We start from the raw sequence: 17151 nt of genomic DNA, 5'->3' as shown, positions 1-17151 counted from the left end.
GCATGAGCAAGGCTTACACCGATCACCTCGGCCGCCCGATCGTCGCCATTACCGGCATGGGCGTCATCACCTCGCTCGGCCAAGGGCTGGAGGACAACTGGGCGGCGCTCAGCGGCGGCGTTTCCGGCATTCACAAGATTACCCGCTTCCCGACGGAGGGCCTTTCAACCCGCATCAGCGGCACGGTCGATTTCATCGAAATTCCGGCCGACAACGCCGTCGAACGCTCCTATGCGATGGCGCGCGAGACGACCTTGGAAGCGCTCGCGCAGGCCGGTCTTTCCGGCGATTTCAACGGCCCGCTCTTCCTCGCAGCGCCGCCGATCGAACCGGAGTGGAACGCGCGCTTCGAGCTCGCGGACCGGGCGCCGGCCTCGGAACGGCCGGGCGACGCCTATAACCGCTTCCTCGCCGCGATGCGCCAGAAGGCCGATCCGGTCTTCCACGAGGCCGTGCTCTTCGGGTCGATTTCCGAGCGGCTTGCCGATCGTTTCGGGACGCGCGGCCTGCCGGTCACGTTGTCGACGGCTTGTGCCTCGGGCGCCACCGCGATCCAGCTTGGCGTCGAGGCGATCCGCCAGGGCCGTACCGACCGGGCGCTGACGGTTGCGACCGACGGTTCGGTTAGCGCCGAGGCGCTGATCCGCTTCTCGCTGCTTTCGGCGCTCTCGACCCAGAATGATCCGCCGGAAAAGGCCTCGAAACCCTTCACCAAGGATCGAGACGGCTTCGTCATCGCCGAAGGCGCGGCCACCCTGGTGCTGGAATCGCTCGAAGCGGCACTCGCCCGCGGCGCCCGCATCTACGGCATTCTCAAGGGCTGCGGCGAAAAGGCGGATCTCTTCCACCGCACGCGCTCCTCGCCCGATGGTGGGCCGGCGATTGCGACGATCCGCGCGGCGCTTGCGGATGCCGGCATCGATGAAACCGGCATCGGCTACATCAATGCCCACGGCACCTCGACGCCGGAGAACGACAAGATGGAATATCTGTCGATGTCGGCCGTCTTCGGTGAGCGCCTGCCGTCGATACCGGTTTCGTCCAACAAGTCGATGATCGGCCACACGCTGACCGCCGCCGGTGCGGTCGAGGCGGTTTTCTCGATCCAGACGATGCTCACCGGCACGCTGCCGCCGACCATCAACTACCAGAACCCGGACCCGGCGATCGTTCTCGACGTCGTGCCGAACGCGAAGCGCAGCCAGCAGGTCACCGCGGTCCTGTCGAATTCCTTCGGTTTCGGCGGCCAGAATGCCAGCCTTGTCATGACCGCCGAGCCGGCCTAAGCCGCTCGACGATCGAATACCTGCCTTCCGCAAAGGAAAGACCATGCGCGCCCTGCAACTGCTCGATGACCGCAAGCTCGAAATTACCGACCTGCCGGAACCGGAGACGCCCGGTCCGGGCGAGGTGACGCTGCGGGTCAAGGCCGTCGCGCTCAACCATATCGACGTCTGGGGCTGGCGCGGCATGGCCTTTGCCAAGCGCAAGATGCCGCTGGTCATCGGCGCGGAAGCGTCCGGCGCTGTCGAGAGCATCGGACCGGGTGTGGCAAATGTCCTGCCGGGCCAGCTCGTTTCGATCTACGGTGCGCGCACCTGCGGCCTCTGCCGCCCCTGCAAGGAAGGGCGCGACAATCTGTGCGAGCATGTCGGCGGCGTGCACGGTTTCCATCTCGACGGCTTCGCCCAGGAGAAGATCAATCTGCCGGCTCGCCTGCTGGTCCCGGCGCCGCCCGGTGTCGACGCGGTCGGTGCGGCACTGGCGCCGGTCACCTTCGGTACGGTCGAGCACATGCTGTTCGATAATGCCAAGCTCGAGCCGGGCGAAACGATCCTTGTCCATGCCGGCGGCTCCGGCATCGGCTCGGCGGCGATCCAGCTCGCCAAGAAGATCGGCTGCACGGTCATTACCACGGTCGGTTCCGACGACAAGATCGAGAAGGCGAGGGCGCTCGGCGCCGACCACGTCATCAACTATCGCACCGACCGTTTCGAGGGCGTGGTACGCAAGCTCACCAAGAAGAAGGGAGTCGATGTCGTCTTTGAGCATGTCGGCAAGGACACCTGGGCGGGCTCGATGCTGTCGATGAAGCGCGGCGGCCGGCTCGTCACCTGCGGCTCGACCTCGGGCGTCTCGACCGACATGAATCTGATGATGCTCTTCCAGCAGCAGTTGAAGCTGCTCGGCTCCTTTGGCTGCCGCATGGAAAACATGGCGAACGCCATGCAGAAGATGGCGCGCGGCCTCGTTCATCCGGTGATCGATACCGAAGTCGGCCTCGCCGACATCGATCGTGCGCTCGAGCGGATGGAGTCTCGGCAGATCTTCGGCAAGATTATTCTGCGGATGGATTGATCCCGGTGCGGATGCTGATCACACGGCTGGTGCTCGCTGCCGATCGCTTCCGGCAATGGCTGATCGCACAGCTCGTCTTCCTGCTTCTCAATGTTTTGAAGCTCTTTCCGGCGGATGCGGCGATCAATTTCATGGATCGCGTCGCGCGCTGGATCGGTCCGAAGACCCGCCGCCATAAGCTGACGCTTACCAATCTGCGCAATGCCTATCCTGAGAAGAGCGACGCCTGGATAAAGGAGACCGCGCTCGAAAGCTGGGGCAATATGGGCCGGCTCGCGGCCGAATATGTCTTCCTCGACCGGCTCTTCGACTTCGATCCGCACCGCGCCGAGCCGGGCAGGGTGGAGGTCTCGGGCATTCCGCTCTTCCTGGAGCTGCGAGACAATCCGCGGCCCTTCATCGTCTTCACGGCGCATAGCGGCAATTTTGAGATGCTGCCTGTGGCGGGCTCCGCCTTCGGGCTGGACGTCACCGTTCTCTTCCGGCCGCCGAACAATCCTTACATGGCCGACAAGGTCTTCCAGTTCCGCCAGGAGCGGATGGGCAATCTCGTGCCCTCCCATGCGGGCTCCTCCTTTGCGCTCGCCCGCCAGCTCGAACGCGGCGGCGGCGTCGGCGTGCTGGTCGACCAGAAATTCCGCAAGGGCCTGAAGACGAAGTTCTTCGGCCAGGACGTCCAGACCAATCCGCTGCTCGCGAAACTTGTTCGCCAGTTCAATTGCGAGGTCTATCCGGCCCGTTGCATCCGCCTCCCCGGCGGCCGATTCCGGCTGGAACTCGAGCCGGCCGTCGAAATTCCGCGCAGGGCCGATGGCAGCGTCGATGTCACGGCGACGGCGCAGATGCTGAACGACAAGGTCGAGAGCTGGGTTCGCGAATATCCGGGCCAGTGGCTCTGGTATCACGACCGGTGGCGTATCAAGCGCAGTCTCTGAAGCAATCTCATTCGATTTGCGGGGCGTTCTCCGCGGTTCCGAGCCGCCAGGCTGCGCGCCGGCGAAGGGCAATCGCGAGATGGGGGCACCCAATCTGGCGGACGCGATCTGGTTGAACGGGGAGGGCGAGCGGGCGATCGTCAACCGGATGAAGGCACCGAAGCATGGCGTCATGCCAGCCTGGCTGCCTCGCATGGGCGATACGACAGTCAAGCAACTCGCGGTCTTCGTCCACTCCCTCGGCGGCGGCGAGTAGCAAAGCAACCCGAGAAAGCGCGCTGCGAGCCGCGCGTCCTTCTGGGCGCGCGGCTTTTCGTGCGCAGTTCAACAGGAGATGCTAAACTTTGCCGGCGGCGGGATGCCCATGGAAATTGGCAGTTGCCGCGAGGGGCCTGTGCCGCGGCGCCGCTCCTTACAGCTATCCATTGTGGCGGTGGTCACGCGGGAGGAGAAGCGGATGTCACAGGAATGGCCCATGTTCATCCTCCAGTGCATCGTCGTCTTCGGCCTCGTCAGCGCGCTTTTCATCCGCTTCGGCGAATAGCCCTTCGCCGTCCACTCCGCCCGTCGAACATTTCGAACTGCCGCTATTGCTTGGACCAGACCGCCAGCTCGTAACCGTCCGGATCGGCAAAGTGAAAGCGCCTGCCGCCGGGGAAGGTGAAGATCGGTTTGACGATCCTGCCGCCGGCGCCCTCGACGCGGGCGAGCGCGCCTTCCAGCTCATCGGCATAGATGATGACGAGCGGCCCTCCGCTGCGGACCGGACCGAGCGTCGTGAAGCCGCCGGTCAGCCGGCCGTCGGCGAACTCGCAATATTCCGGACCGTAATCGGTAAAGGTCCAGCCGAACGCGCTGCCGTAGAAGGCCTTGCTCGCCGCGATGTCCGCCACGTTGAATTCGATATAGTCGATCCGTCGGTCGCTACCGGTCATGGCGATGTCCTTTGCCGTCTTTTGATTCTTCCAGAATGGTCTTCAAGGTGTCGAGATCCTTTTGAACGCAGGCGGCATCCGCCGCTAATTGTTCGTCACTCATGTCGAACTGTCTCAGCAGGGTGAACATCACTTCCGCGCCGTCGCCATTCGGCACCACCCGGAGCGCGTTGTGGATCTTCGCGCCGTTCTCGAGCTTCACCAAATGGTCCACGACGCCGAACTCATTGGCGGGAGGGAAACGAACACGGGCATTGCCGAGCGGGCCCGGCGCGATCCATTCGTCGCCGTCACGCGCAAGCCCCGTCGAGAGCCCGGAGGCCCAAAGCGGCATCTTTTGGTGATCGGCCATGAAGGCGTAGACATCGCGCCAGTCTCGCTCGATCGAGACGTGGATAATTCTGGCGGCCATCGTGGTCATGCGCGTCTCCGTTTTGAGTTCGGATAGCACCTCGTTGTGCAATGGTCTTGAACGAAACGGCCAATCGTGCTGCTGAAATCACCCCTTCGATTTCTCTGATGGGTCTGGAGCGAATTGCCGCAGGATTTCGCCGGGCGTCAGCGAGGTGAGCTCCCTCGTTTCCCGGGTAAGGTGTGCCTGGTCGGCATAGCCGGCATCGGCGGCGAGGGCCGCCAATTTGTCCTGCGGCCGGCCGCGGCCGGCAGCCAGGAAGCGCTGCAGGCGCAGCACGCGATCTAGGGTCTTGGCACCATAGCCGAAATGCTCGAGGCAGAGACGGCGGAGACTTCGCTCGCTAGAGCCGGTTGTTCGCGCCAGGTTTCGGATGGGATCGGCCGCGGCTGGGCGAGCCTCGTGGAGATGCTTCACCAACGAAGCGATGTTCGGTGGCGGGGGGTGCGCGGTCGAGAGGCGGCCTTTAAATGCGCCTGCCAATATCGCGAGCCGCTCGGTGGCGTCCCGTGCCAGCGCCATCCGCTCGTCCATTTCGTTGGCCGCTCGCCCCCAAAGGAGATCGAGTGGGACCGTCCGGCCGGTCAACCCGCTCAACGGCGTGCGCAGCCAGGCGGCCGCTGCACCAATTCTGAACCGGGCACCGAAGATGGTTTCGCCTGCGGCGAGCTTGGGGAAGGCGGCGACACGGTCGGGTCCAACGATTGCCGGGCCGCCGGACGTCCAGATGACGTCGGCGCAGCCGTCCGGTACGACGGCCATGCTTGGCGCTTCGCCGTCGGGGAGTCGATGCAGCCACAGGCATTTGAAATAGGCAGCAAGCGCGCCGGCGGCGGGCCGCTCCCGGTAAATGCCCGTGCTTTGCGCAAGTCGGGGCGGTGTGATGTTCGGCATGCCCGGCTCTCCTCGATGTCGGCGCTACTACGGCGACACGGCAGCCATCTTACAGCCGGAAGTGGGCCGAAAGGAGCTGATTGTTGCCGGGGGCGACGCACCGCGCGCATTCGACTCCAGAACTTGACGCAGATCAAGGATCTGGGTCGGTCTCAGCCTCGCTGCATTCCGCTGGACGGCGCGTGCTCGACGACGGCGACGGCAAGCCGGAGAAGCAGTGATTTTCTCAGGAATGGCTTGTCGTAAATCGATTTGAGTGCCAAAACAGCCTCCTCCGCCGCATGTTGCCGGCACCCCCTTCGCGGGCCACCGGGACGTGCGCAGTTCAATTCGAAGGAGCCGGCACCGACGCGACTTCGCGGCCCGTGCATGGCTCTCCTGCCCAATGGAGGGAAGCACGTGTCACAGGCGGAAATCGGCCTCATCGGTCTCGGCGTCATGGGATCGAACCTGGCACTCAATATCGCGGAAAAAGGCAACAAGATCGCCGTTTTCAACCGTTCGGTTGACGCGACGCGGAAATTCTACGCGGAGGCGGGCGCGCTCAAGGAACAGATCGTTCCCTGCGAAACGATTCAGGAATTCGTCGCCGCTATCCGTCCGCCGCGCCCGATCATTATCATGATCAAGGCCGGCGACCCCGTCGACCAGCAGATGCAGGCGCTGAAGCCCCATCTCGACAACGGCGACATCATGATCGACGCGGGTAACGCCAATTTCCGCGACACGATGCGCCGCTTCGATGCGTTGAAGGATAGCGGCCTCACCTTCATCGGCATGGGAGTTTCCGGCGGCGAGGAGGGGGCGCGCCATGGACCGTCGATCATGGTCGGCGGTACGGAGGAATCCTATCGCCGCGTCGAGAAGGTGCTGACCTCGGTCGCCGCGAAATACGACAATGATCCCTGCGTCGCTTGGCTCGGCGAAAACGGCGCCGGCCACTTTGTCAAGACGATCCATAACGGCATCGAATATGCCGACATGCAGATGATCGCCGAGATCTACGGCATCCTGCGCGACGGACTGAAGATGACGGCGCAGGAGATCGGCGAGGTCTTCGGTGCCTGGAACAAGGGCCGGCTCAATTCTTACCTGATCGAAATCACCGAAAAGGTTTTGAAGGCCGCCGATCCTTTGACCGGCAAGCCCATGGTCGACCTGATCCTCGATAAGGCCGGACAGAAGGGCACCGGCAAATGGTCGGTGATCGAGGCGCAGAACATGGGCGTGCCGGCGACCGCCATCGAGGCGGCCGTCGCCGCCCGCAGCATCTCCTCCGCGAAGGAGGAGCGTGACGCAGCCGAAAAGATCCTCGGGCTGCCGCCGGTCGGCGAGTTCAAGGTGACGGACAAGCAAGCCTTCATCAAGGACCTCGAAAGCGCGCTGCTCGCCGGCAAGATCGGCGCCTATGCGCAGGGCTTCGCGGTGATGTCGGCCGCCTCGAAGGAGTTCGACTGGAACCTCCCGATGCCGACGATCGCCCGGATCTGGCGGGCCGGCTGCATCATCCGCTCGCAATTCCTCGACGAGATCACCACCGCCTTCACCAAGGCGCCGGATGCGGCCAACCTGATCGTCACGCCCGCCTTCGCGGCGATGGTCAAGGAAACCGACGGGGCGCTCCGCCGGGTCGTTTCCGCGGCGGTGCTCGGCGGCCTGCCGGTGCCGGCGCTCGCCTCGGCGCTCGGCTATTTCGACAGCTACCGCCGCGGCCGCGGCACGGCGAACGTCATCCAGGCGCAGCGCGACTTCTTCGGCGCTCACGGTTTCGACCGCGTCGACGGCGCCGACAGCCACCACGGACCGTGGGGCAGCGGATTGACCGCTTAGTTTAGAATCAGTTCAGATCGCTTCTACCAAAGGAAGGGTGGCGCCGGTCGCCCTTCCGCGGCAAGCTCACGACATCTCAAGCAAGGGAGCAATCGGGAAGGCAGCATGAAATTCAGGGTGATCGAAGGGGGCAAGGCGATCGACACTGGGTCCGGAACCGGGCCGGCAGGCATCCGCGGCGAGGCGGAGCGGCGCATAAGGGCGTCGGGCTACGAGCAATGGCGGGTACGCAGCCTGGCCACGGGTGCGCCGATGCCGCATTCCATCCGCTATCTGAAGATGCAGATCGATTTCGTCGCCGAGAAACTCGAACAGCTCAATCCGATCCCGGCGGATTTTACCGACGACAAGTACTGGCCAGCCGTGAGCATATGAAGCATAAGCACGGGCTCGATCGGTTCACTTCTTCCCCTGCGGATAGATCGTCTCGCCGCGCTTCAGCATCTCGACAAAGGTCTCGATCTTCTTCTTTCGACCGGCTTCGGTTTTCATGTTGTGGGTGCGGAAGGCCAGCGCGAAGCGGTTCTGTTCGCTAAGCTTGCTAAGCATCTCGTTGGCCTTGGGTTCGGCTTCGATTGCGGCCTGGAGGTCGTCGGGGATCTTCATGTCCTTGCCGCTCTTATAGGCGCGGTCCCAGCGGCCGTCGGCCTTGGCCATCTCCACCTGCCGAAGCCCGTGCTCCGTCATCCGGCCGTCCTTGATCAGTCGCGCGACATTATCGACATTGATCTGGCTCCAGGTGCTCTTCCTGCCACGTGGCGTGTAGCGTTGGAGAAAGCTTTTCTCATCGAGCCCCTTGCGCACCCCGTCGATCCAGCCCCAGCAGAGCACCACGTCTATGGCCTGCTTGGGCGTGATCGACTTGAGCCCCGACCCAACTTTGTGGACCTTGATCCAGACTTCGTCCTGCTTGTCGTGGTGCTCGCCGAGCCACGCATAAAAGGCTGCGGGGTCCTCGAACTCATGCACTTTGTCGGGATCGACCTTGACGGGCGGCATCAGTCAGTTTCCTCCTGGCGGTGACATCATCGCTCCTGAATCGGCGAGCCTACAAGGCGCCGCTGTCGCCTTCCAGCCCTCACCCTACGACGCGAACCGACAAGCGGGGCGCGGTAAACGCAACTGGCGTGCGCAACGGGCTCGTGAGATGGTTAAGTTACGTGGATGATTGGCCCCGGCATGCCTGCGCGTTCCGGATAACGTGACCTCCAACGGAAAGAGGCTCGCATGCCCGCGGTTTCGAACCTGAGCTACGATGCCTGGCTCGAGCACGCCTTTGGCCACTCGATCAGGCCGCACGGCTATCCCTGGTTCTTCGACGAAGATCCGCCTTGGTGGAATCCAGAGCCGCCCGTCGCCATCGAGTACTTCACGAGGCTCTTTTCAACAACTGAGCACTCGCTCGCCAGCTTCTCCGATGCGCAGATTGCCCAGGGACTCACCTATCTCCTGAGCACCAGCGCCTCGGGTGACAACGGGTGGTTCTACAGCACCTCAACGCCGACGGGGGCGCGGCTCTCCTGCATTGAGGCCATAGAGAACGTCTTCACCGATCTATTCGCACCTCGCTGTGCTGCTGTGTTGGGCCACATAGACGAGCCCGGCGCGGCTCCCCTGAACACTGTCTGTTACATGTGGTGGGACGAGTTCCCGTCTTTGGCGCTCCCGGACGATCCTTCTTGCGACCGCATGCAGAAGGCAGCGATCGATGTCATGCGCCGCACGCTAGGCCTCAGCTCGATCGCGTGCCAGGAAGCAGCCCTCCATGGCCTCGGCCATTGGGCACGGTACCGGCCGAGCGACGTCGCCGCGGCCGTCGACGAATTCCTCGGCGACGGGCGCAGCAAACGGGTCGAGATCATCTCATATGCCCGATCCGCGAGGTGCGGCTGCGTCCTTTGAAACATTGTGAAATCTGAAATGTTCGTCCGCGGCGGTGCATCTCATCGGTGTCGCCTCTGGATGAAGGCGTCCGGCAAGGTGTAGACTTGCTCCATTGAGGGGCGAGGGAGGGGCTAGTGCCGACGAATGAAGCAAAGGGACGCCATCTGGCCGTTGTCCTGGCTGCCGACGTCGCTGGGTACAGCCGTCTCATGTCGGAAGACGAAGAGGCGACGCTCAGCCTACTTACTAAGTATCAGGAGATCATTGCGGGTCTTGTCGCCGAACACCGCGGTCGGGTGTTCAACATGGCTGGCGATGGCGTCATGGTCGAGTTCGCAAGTGCCGTGCAGGCGGTGCGTTGCGCCGTCGCTATTCAGCGCGCCCTCGGCCGCCGCAATATCGATCTTCCCGAACGCCGCCGCATGATGTTCCGCATCGGCATCAATCTTGGCGACGTAATCGCCCGCGGCGGTGATCTCTTCGGAGACGGGGTCAATATAGCGGCGCGGCTGCAGACGCTCGACGAACCGGGCGACATCTGTATCTCTGCTTCCGTGCATGATCAAATCGTCGGAAAGCTAAGCTTTGCGTGTGAGTGCCTCGGCGAAAAAACCTTAAAAAATATCGCGCGACCGGTGCGCGCCTATCGCGTCCGCTCCAGCATGGAGCCGCCTGTGCCGATAACCGAGCTCCAGAGCGGCTCTTTGGCCTTGCCGGACAAGCCGTCGATCGCGGTGATGCCATTCGTCAATATGAGCGGAGATGCCGAGCAGGATTACTTTGCTGACGGCCTGACGGAGGATCTTATTACGGCCCTCGCAAAGTTCCGGTGGTTTTTCGTCATCGCCCGCAATTCGAGCTTCACCTACAAGAACCGCGCCGCCACGGTGCAGCAGATCGGCAGTGAACTCGGCGTGCGTTATGTGTTGGAGGGGAGCACGCGCAAATCGAGCGACAGGGTTCGCGTCACGGCGCAGTTGGTGGAAGCGGAAACCGGCCATCATGTCTGGGCCGAACGGTACGACCGTGACCTGGCGGAGCTCTTCGCGCTGCAGGACGAGATCGTCGACCGCGTTGCCGGCGCGATCGAGCCGGAAATGCTGAGAATGGAGACCCTACGGGTGCGGCGCAAAGCGCCGGACAACCTGACCGCCTGGGAACTGATCTTTCGCGGCATGTGGCACTTCTATCAGTTCACGCCGGCCGAGCATCGCTGTGCGCGCGAGCTGTTTCGCAAGGCGATCGTGGCGGCGCCCGATATCGCCGAAGGATACACCTGGCTTGGCAGGTGCAACGCGGGGACGCTGTTCTTCCGGTGGAGCGAGAACCCCGCGGGGGACATGGCGGAGGGATGGCAGGCGGCGCTGCGTGCCGCGCAACTTGCCGAAACCGACCCCTATGCGCATTATGCGGTGGGAATTATGAGCGTCGTCATGGGCAGGCTCCATCGGGCAATGGAGGCCGCCCAAAGATCGATTGACCTCAGTCCCAGCTTTGCGCTCGGCTATATGCTCCTCGGTATGTCGCGCCTCTTCCTCGGCCGGGCCGGCCAGGCGATTGAGCCATTTCAGAGAGGCCTGCGCCTCAGTCCGCACGATCCGCTTGCATTCCTATGGCTGCATTTCCTGGCCTTCGCTCATTTCCTCACAGGGGAGTACGAAGAATCGCTTCAACCGGCGCTCAATGCCGCGGCCAAGCGGCCGGATCTACCCTCCACGCACTGCGCACTCGTCTGTTGTCTCGTGGAACTGGGGCGCCAGCGTGAGGCCGAACAGGCAGCCGCCGAAATGCAACGGAACTCGTCTGAAGGACAGGAGGAACTCGGCGAGTTCGTATCGCGCTTCGTCAATCCCGAGCAACGCGAACAAATACGCACTAGTCTCCGCAAAGCGGGCTGGCAGGGCAACTGGTAGCCCGCGGATCGACCGACCTAGTCTAAACTTCCGGCGATCTCTGCATCGGCGGCTGGAATTCGGGCTGGCTGAGGCTTTGAAGCGTTTCGGGAGGGCTTCCCTCGATGCGGCCGATGACCGCCTTGGCGAGTTCGCGTCCGGCGACCCGGATATCCTCGTACATGGTCATCACTTCCGGGCGCAGCCAGCGCAGGAAGTCGCTCGGGACCTTGGAGACCATGTCTGCGTCCTCGCCGAGCTTCTTGCGCGCCGCCTCGATGCCGGCAATCAGCGCAATGGCACCCGAGCCGCTGCCGGAGACGATCCCGTCGGGGGCGTCCGAAGAGCCCATCAGCTTCTCGAAAGCGTCGCGGATGGCGACGAGGCTGTAGTCGATGTTGACCTGATGGAAGCTCACCGACTCCGCGCCGAAATCCTTGAGACCGTGCTCGAAGCCGGTGCGCATGTGGGAATGGAAGGTGAGGTGCGGCGGCGGTTCCAGGAGCACCAGCCGGCGCCTGCCGCGCTCGACAAGCCTGCGCACCGCCTCATACGCGAAGCGTCCGTTGTCGAAGTCGTGATAGGGATGGGCGATCCCCATTTCGGTCCGGCCATGTGTCGCGAAGGGAAATTGACGCTCGGTGAGCAGCGTCACGCGTGGATCGTTCGGCTCCATTCGAGAGATGATCACGCCGTCGGCAGCGCCGGTATCGAGAATGTAGCGGATCGGCCCGAGCGGATCCTTGGAGGAACTATAGGGCGTGACGACGAGATGATACGGCGTGCCGGCGAGGATCTCGGTGATGCCGATGACCATCGGGCTGGTGATGCCCATGATCTCTTCCTCGAGCGTCAGCACAAGGCTGATGACATTCGTCTTGCCGGTCCTGAGGCGGACGCCTGCGCGGTTCGGCTGATAGCCGATCTGCTTGGCGACCAGGCGCACCCGCTCCTTGGTCTCGGCGCCGATGTCGGGCGCGTCCTTCAGCGCGCGGGAAACGGTTGTGATGCCGAGCCCGGTCATGAAGGCGATCGTCTTCAATGTCGGCCTGCCGCCCTCCGTTGGCGGCGCTGCCGCTGGCCTGTTTCTCGTCCTGTCTTCCATGCCCATCACGCAAAGCCCGCTCGTTCGGACCTTCAAGGTCGCCGTTCCCAGCCGCACCCCGCGGTGGCCGCTCGCGATAGCCCGTCTCCTTAGCCCGTAGGGGCGTTATATACGATTTGCCCGAACGCACCATATCGGGGCGAGGCGAAATCGTATCTTGAAATCTGTAACGATACAGTAGTGATGTCGAGCCTTTTTGTTGTTGCGCTGCGAAGGGCGTAAACGGTGAGTTGAATTAGGAGTGCGTGCAGCGTCATGCTGCGTTCGCGGACACTCCATTGGTGATGCGCATCGCAACACGTCGAATTAAATTATGCATCGCAGGCACTTAAAGGATGATTTCTGAAGCGCTGCGGCAGCTTGGTATGGCCGATTGAAGCCATTTGCCGGGCCGCAGAATACAACCAAAGGAAGTATCAAAATAATAAATTTGAATTATCCGTTGTGGGTGTTGCGTCGGCAATTGGATTGAACTAAGTTTTTTACGGTAACGTTACAGTGAGGGAGGAGACTCATGAAATTACGTTCTTTGGCCGGCGCTTTGGCCGCAACCGTGGTCCTGCCGTTCGGCCTGGCTCAGGCCACCGATCTGGAGGTCACGCATTGGTGGACGTCCGGCGGCGAAGCTGCCGCGGTCGCCGAACTTGCGAAGGCATTCGACGCGACCGGCAACAAATGGGTTGATGGTGCGATCGCCGGCTCCGGCGGCACGGCGCGGCCGATCATGATCAGCCGCATCACCGGCGGCGACCCGATGGGCGCGACTCAGTTCAACCATGGCCGTCAGGCCGAGGAACTGGTCGAGGCCGGGTTGATGCGCGACCTGACCGATGTCGCTACGCGCGAAAACTGGAAGGAAATCGTCAAGCCGGCCAGCCTGCTCGACTCCTGCACGATCGAAGGCAAGATCTATTGCGCGCCCGTCAACATCCATTCCTGGCAATGGCTGTGGCTTTCGAATGCTGCCTTCAAGCAGGCCGGTGTGCCGGTGCCGAAGAACTGGGACGAATTCGTTGCGGCCGGGCCGGCGCTTGAAAAGGCCGGCATCATACCGCTTGCCGTCGGCGGTCAGCCGTGGCAGGCGGCCGGTGCGTTCGACGTGCTGATGGTGGCGATTGCCGGCAAGGACGTGTTCGAGCAAGTCTTTGCCAAGAAGGATGAGGAAGTCGCAGCCGGACCGGAGATCGCCAAGGTCTTCAAGGCGGCCGACGATGCACGCCGCCTGTCGAAAGGCACCAATGTTCAGGACTGGAACCAGGCGACGAACCTTGTCATCACCGGCAAGGCCGGCGGCCAGATCATGGGTGACTGGGCCCAGGGCGAGTTCCAGGTGGCGGGCCAGAAGGCCGGAGTCGACTATACGTGCCTTCCGGGTCTTGGCGTGAACGAAGTGATCTCGACCGGCGGCGATGCCTTCTATTTTCCGCTGCTCGAGGATGAGGAAAAGTCGAAGGCGCAGGAAGTGCTGGCATCGACGCTCCTCAATCCGAAGACACAGGTCGCTTTCAATCTGAAGAAGGGCTCGCTGCCGGTGCGCGGCGACGTGGACCTCGCAACCGCCAACGACTGCATGAAGAAGGGGCTGGAAATCCTCGCTAAGGGCAACGTGATCCAGGGCACCGACCAGCTGCTGTCGGCCGACAGTCAGAAGCAGAAGGAAGACCTCTTCTCCGAGTTCTTCGCAAACCCGTCGATGACGCCGGAAGACGCTCAGAAGCGCTTCGCCGAAATCATCGCCGCAGCGGACTGATCGCGGCTTGCTGACGGCCTCGCTGCTGCGCGAGGCCGTCGCCCGGCCTGCCGCCGTGCCCGGATGCCGCTGACGCGGGGTCGGTCGTTGCAGTCAAGGGCAGGGGCCACGTCCGTGGTCGGCGTTGAAGTTCGGCGGCTTGCTGGTCGCCGGTGCCGCCCGCCGCCAGACATTGTCGCAGTTCCGGAGGAGGAAACATGACGGCTCTAACACGTGGTTCGGGCAGACCGAACCAGTGGCTGCGTAACCTGAATGCGAAGATCGCCTCGATTCCGATGATCCTGACAGCCGTGGTCATCTTCCTCGGCGGCACGATCTGGACTGTCGTCTACTCGTTCACCAACTCGAAATTGCTGCCGCGTCTCTCCTTCGTCGGCCTCGACCAGTACGAGCGGCTGTGGGCGGCGCCGCGCTGGATCATCTCCATCCAGAACCTTGCGGTCTACGGCTTCTTCTCGCTGGTCTTCAGCCTGGTGATCGGCTTCGTGCTCGCGGCGCTGATGGACCAGAAAATCCGCTTCGAGAATACCTTCCGAACGATCATGCTCTATCCCTTCGCCCTGTCCTTCATCGTGACCGGGCTGGTCTGGCAGTGGCTTCTCAATCCACAATTCGGCATCCAGTCGATCGTTCGGTCGCTCGGCTGGACAAGCTTCTCCTTCGACCCGCTCTACGATGCCGATATCGTCATCTACGGCATCCTGATCGCCGCGCTCTGGCAGGGCACGGGTCTCGTCATGTGTCTGATGCTCGCGGGCTTACGCGGCATCGACGAGGACATCTGGAAGGCCGCGCGGGTCGACGGCATCCCAATGTGGAAGACCTATGTGCTGATCATCATCCCGATGATGCGCGGCGTTTTCATCACCACCCTGGTGATCATCGCGAGCGGCATCGTCAAGGTCTACGACCTCGTCGTGGCGCAAACGAGCGGCGGCCCCGGCATCGCGTCGGAGGTGCCGGCCAAATACGTCTACGACTACATGTTCCAGGCCCAGAACCTCGGCCAGGGCTTCGCCGCCTCCACCATGATGCTGATCACCGTCGCCATCATCATCGTGCCGTGGGCGTATCTGGAATTCGGAGGAGGCCGCAAGCGTGGATAACATTGCCAGCAACAGCACGCTCACTGCCCATGAAACGGCAACCGGGCGGATCGAAAAGGGCCCGAGCGGCCGCAAGCCGCGCCGCCGGCTATCGCGGCGCAACATCATCGTCTACGGCACCTTGATCGTCGTGGCCCTTTACTACTTGCTGCCGCTCTACGTGATGATCGTGACGTCGCTCAAAGGCATGCCGGAAATCCGCGTCGGCAACATCTTCGCGCCGCCGCTCGAAATCACCTTCGAACCCTGGGTGAAGGCTTGGGCGGAGGCCTGCACGGGGCTCAATTGCGACGGGCTCTCCCGCGGCTTCTGGAATTCGGTCCGCATCACCCTGCCTTCGGTGATCATCTCGATCGCGGTTGCCTCGGTGAACGGCTATGCGCTGGCGAACTGGCGCTTCAAGGGGGCGGAGCTCTTCTTCACCATCCTGGTCATCGGCGCCTTCATCCCATACCAGGTGATGATCTATCCGATCGTGATCGTGCTTCGTGAAATGGGCGTCTATGGCACGCTGACCGGACTTGTCATCGTGCATACGATCTTCGGCATGCCGATCCTGACCCTCCTGTTCCGCAACTACTTCGCGGGACTGCCGGAAGAGCTCTTCAAGGCGGCGCGGGTCGATGGTGCCGGGTTCTGGACGATCTACTTCAAGATCATGCTGCCGATGTCGCTCCCGATCTTCGTGGTGGCGATGATCCTGCAGGTCACCGGCATCTGGAACGACTTCCTGTTCGGCGTCGTGTTCACGCGGCCCGAGTACTACCCGATGACCGTCCAGCTCAACAACATCGTCAATTCGGTCCAGGGCGTGAAGGAATACAACGTCAACATGGCAGCGACGGTTTTGACGGGAGCCGTTCCGCTCGTCGTCTATTTCGTCTCCGGTCGGCTCTTTGTCCGCGGCATCGCGGCCGGTGCAGTGAAAGGATAAGCAAGGATGACAAGTGTTTCCGTCAGGGATCTGTCACTGAATTTCGGCGCCGTCACGGTTCTCGACAGGCTCAATCTCGACATCGACCATGGCGAGTTCCTCGTCCTGCTCGGTTCGTCAGGCTGCGGAAAGTCGACGCTGCTGAACTGCATCGCCGGCCTGCTCGACGTGTCCGATGGACAGATCTTCATCAAGGACCGCAATGTGACCTGGGAGGAGCCCAAGGATCGGGGCATCGGCATGGTGTTCCAGTCCTATGCGCTCTATCCGCAGATGTCCGTCGAGAAGAACCTTTCCTTCGGCTTGCAGGTCGCCAAAATTCCGCATGCGGAAATCGACAAGCGCGTGAAGCGCGCCGCGGAAATCCTGCAGATCCAGCCGCTGCTGAAGCGGAAACCCTCGGAGCTCTCCGGCGGCCAGCGCCAGCGCGTGGCGATCGGCCGGGCGCTGGTGCGCGACGTCGACGTCTTCCTCTTCGACGAGCCGCTGTCGAACCTGGACGCCAAGCTGCGCTCCGAATTGCGGGTCGAGATCAAGCGGCTGCACCAGTCGCTGAAGAACACGATGATCTACGTCACGCACGATCAGATCGAAGCGCTGACGCTCGCCGACCGCATCGCCGTGATGAAGAGCGGGGTCATCCAGCAGCTCGCCGATCCGATGACCATCTACAACGCCCCAGAGAACCTCTTCGTTGCCGGCTTCATCGGCTCGCCGTCGATGAACTTCTTCCGCGGCGAGCTGGAGGCGAAGGACGGCCGCAGTTTCGTTCGGGTCGACGGCGTTGCCTTCGACGTCACCGCCTATCCGGCACGCACGAGGCTTCACCCTGGCCAGAAGGTGGTCCTCGGCCTGAGGCCCGAACACGTCAAGGTCGACGAGGCGACGGAAGGGCACGAGGCGCACCCCGCGACGGTCGACATCGAGGAGCCGATGGGCGCCGACAACCTCCTTTGGCTGAGGCTTGCCGGCCAATCCATGTCGGTGCGGATCGCCGGCCAGCGGCGCTACCCACCGGGCAGCACGGTGCGCCTCTCCTTCGACATGGCCGTCGCCTCGATTTTCGACGCAGCCAGCGAAAACCGACTTTGACCGAACATCCGATAGGCCGGTGAC

17 protein-coding genes and 1 pseudogene are annotated in these 17151 nt (G+C 62.7%); 13 read left to right on the top strand and 5 right to left on the bottom strand.

The genetic code is table 11. The features are described from left to right. Window positions 1-2: 2 nt before the first annotated feature. The 5 genes and pseudogenes from NXT3_RS11010 to NXT3_RS31955 all read left to right on the top strand — a co-directional run bounded on the left by NXT3_RS11010 (window position 3) and on the right by NXT3_RS31955 (window position 3837). Complete coding sequence (locus NXT3_RS11010) at window positions 3-1286, top strand: beta-ketoacyl-ACP synthase (RefSeq protein ID WP_037423700.1); 1284 nt, start codon at window positions 3-5, stop codon at window positions 1284-1286. Between the two features lie 43 nt (window positions 1287-1329). Then, on the top strand, window positions 1330-2358 hold the full coding sequence (locus NXT3_RS11005) for a zinc-binding dehydrogenase (protein WP_037423703.1): 1029 nt from the start codon (window positions 1330-1332) through the stop codon (window positions 2356-2358). Between the two features lie 11 nt (window positions 2359-2369). Continuing rightward, complete coding sequence (locus tag NXT3_RS11000; protein WP_037423706.1) at window positions 2370-3293, top strand: lipid A biosynthesis lauroyl acyltransferase; 924 nt, start codon at window positions 2370-2372, stop codon at window positions 3291-3293. 55 nt (window positions 3294-3348) lie between these two features. Continuing rightward, window positions 3349-3549, top strand: a pseudogene (locus NXT3_RS10995) (cytochrome-c oxidase, cbb3-type subunit III); the annotation flags it as partial. Between the two features lie 108 nt (window positions 3550-3657). Next, window positions 3658-3837, top strand: a complete 180-nt coding sequence (locus NXT3_RS31955) for a hypothetical protein (RefSeq protein WP_162109160.1) — start codon at window positions 3658-3660, stop codon at window positions 3835-3837. A 43-nt stretch (window positions 3838-3880) separates the two neighbouring features. Here the strand turns inward: NXT3_RS31955 and NXT3_RS10985 are convergent, their stop codons facing one another. The 3 genes from NXT3_RS10985 to NXT3_RS10975 form a co-directional block, all read right to left on the bottom strand. Next, window positions 3881-4234 carry a VOC family protein gene (locus tag NXT3_RS10985; RefSeq protein WP_176536538.1) on the bottom strand — a complete coding sequence of 118 codons (354 nt, stop codon included), beginning with the start codon at window positions 4232-4234 and terminating at the stop codon, window positions 3881-3883. After that, window positions 4218-4649: a polyketide cyclase gene (locus tag NXT3_RS10980; RefSeq protein ID WP_104839326.1), complete on the bottom strand. Its 432-nt coding sequence runs from the start codon at window positions 4647-4649 to the stop codon at window positions 4218-4220. Before NXT3_RS10980 ends, NXT3_RS10985 begins: the two co-directional genes overlap by 17 nt. Before the next feature lie 78 nt (window positions 4650-4727). Continuing rightward, window positions 4728-5534, bottom strand: a complete 807-nt coding sequence (locus NXT3_RS10975) for a helix-turn-helix domain-containing protein (RefSeq protein WP_097538221.1) — start codon at window positions 5532-5534, stop codon at window positions 4728-4730. A gap of 399 nt (window positions 5535-5933) precedes the next feature. Between NXT3_RS10975 and gndA the strand changes: the two genes are divergently transcribed. Together gndA and NXT3_RS10965 are read left to right on the top strand one after the other, a co-directional pair. Then, complete coding sequence (gndA, locus tag NXT3_RS10970) at window positions 5934-7364, top strand: NADP-dependent phosphogluconate dehydrogenase (protein WP_104839325.1); 1431 nt, start codon at window positions 5934-5936, stop codon at window positions 7362-7364. 105 nt (window positions 7365-7469) lie between these two features. Next, window positions 7470-7739, top strand: coding sequence for a hypothetical protein (locus NXT3_RS10965; protein ID WP_097524941.1), 270 nt, complete (start codon window positions 7470-7472; stop codon window positions 7737-7739). Between the two features lie 24 nt (window positions 7740-7763). Here the strand turns inward: NXT3_RS10965 and NXT3_RS10960 are convergent, their stop codons facing one another. Then, on the bottom strand, window positions 7764-8363 hold the full coding sequence (locus NXT3_RS10960; protein WP_097524940.1) for a YdeI/OmpD-associated family protein: 600 nt from the start codon (window positions 8361-8363) through the stop codon (window positions 7764-7766). 228 nt (window positions 8364-8591) lie between these two features. Here NXT3_RS10960 and NXT3_RS10955 point away from each other — a divergent pair, with 228 nt between their 5' ends. Together NXT3_RS10955 and NXT3_RS10950 are read left to right on the top strand one after the other, a co-directional pair. Beyond that, window positions 8592-9266: a hypothetical protein gene (locus tag NXT3_RS10955; protein WP_037423723.1), complete on the top strand. Its 675-nt coding sequence runs from the start codon at window positions 8592-8594 to the stop codon at window positions 9264-9266. 116 nt (window positions 9267-9382) lie between these two features. Further along, window positions 9383-11161: an adenylate/guanylate cyclase domain-containing protein gene (locus NXT3_RS10950; RefSeq protein WP_104839324.1), complete on the top strand. Its 1779-nt coding sequence runs from the start codon at window positions 9383-9385 to the stop codon at window positions 11159-11161. Between the two features lie 22 nt (window positions 11162-11183). Here the strand turns inward: NXT3_RS10950 and NXT3_RS10945 are convergent, their stop codons facing one another. Next, a complete protein-coding gene (locus NXT3_RS10945; protein WP_037426813.1) occupies window positions 11184-12245 on the bottom strand; it encodes a LacI family transcriptional regulator in 1062 nt (353 codons plus the stop codon). Between the two features lie 514 nt (window positions 12246-12759). Here NXT3_RS10945 and NXT3_RS10940 point away from each other — a divergent pair. From NXT3_RS10940 to NXT3_RS10925, 4 genes are all read left to right on the top strand, one after another. Then, window positions 12760-13995 (top strand): ABC transporter substrate-binding protein, encoded by a 1236-nt coding sequence (locus NXT3_RS10940; protein WP_037426803.1) that lies wholly within the window; start codon window positions 12760-12762, stop codon window positions 13993-13995. A 197-nt stretch (window positions 13996-14192) separates the two neighbouring features. Continuing rightward, window positions 14193-15101 (top strand): carbohydrate ABC transporter permease, encoded by a 909-nt coding sequence (locus NXT3_RS10935; RefSeq protein ID WP_037426801.1) that lies wholly within the window; start codon window positions 14193-14195, stop codon window positions 15099-15101. Further along, entirely contained in the window at window positions 15094-16035 is a 942-nt protein-coding gene (locus NXT3_RS10930; RefSeq protein ID WP_104839323.1) for a carbohydrate ABC transporter permease, read from the top strand. The genes NXT3_RS10935 and NXT3_RS10930 overlap by 8 nt, the downstream gene beginning before the upstream one ends. A 6-nt stretch (window positions 16036-16041) precedes the next feature. Next, a complete protein-coding gene (locus NXT3_RS10925) occupies window positions 16042-17127 on the top strand; it encodes an ABC transporter ATP-binding protein (protein ID WP_104839322.1) in 1086 nt (361 codons plus the stop codon). The last annotated feature ends 24 nt before the right edge of the window (window positions 17128-17151 follow it).

Source organism: Sinorhizobium fredii (assembly GCF_002944405.1).
Taxonomy (GTDB): Bacteria; Pseudomonadota; Alphaproteobacteria; order Rhizobiales; family Rhizobiaceae; genus Sinorhizobium; species Sinorhizobium fredii_C.
Note: the sequence above shows the minus strand (reverse complement) of the source record. Positions and strands in the feature narration are given on the sequence as shown.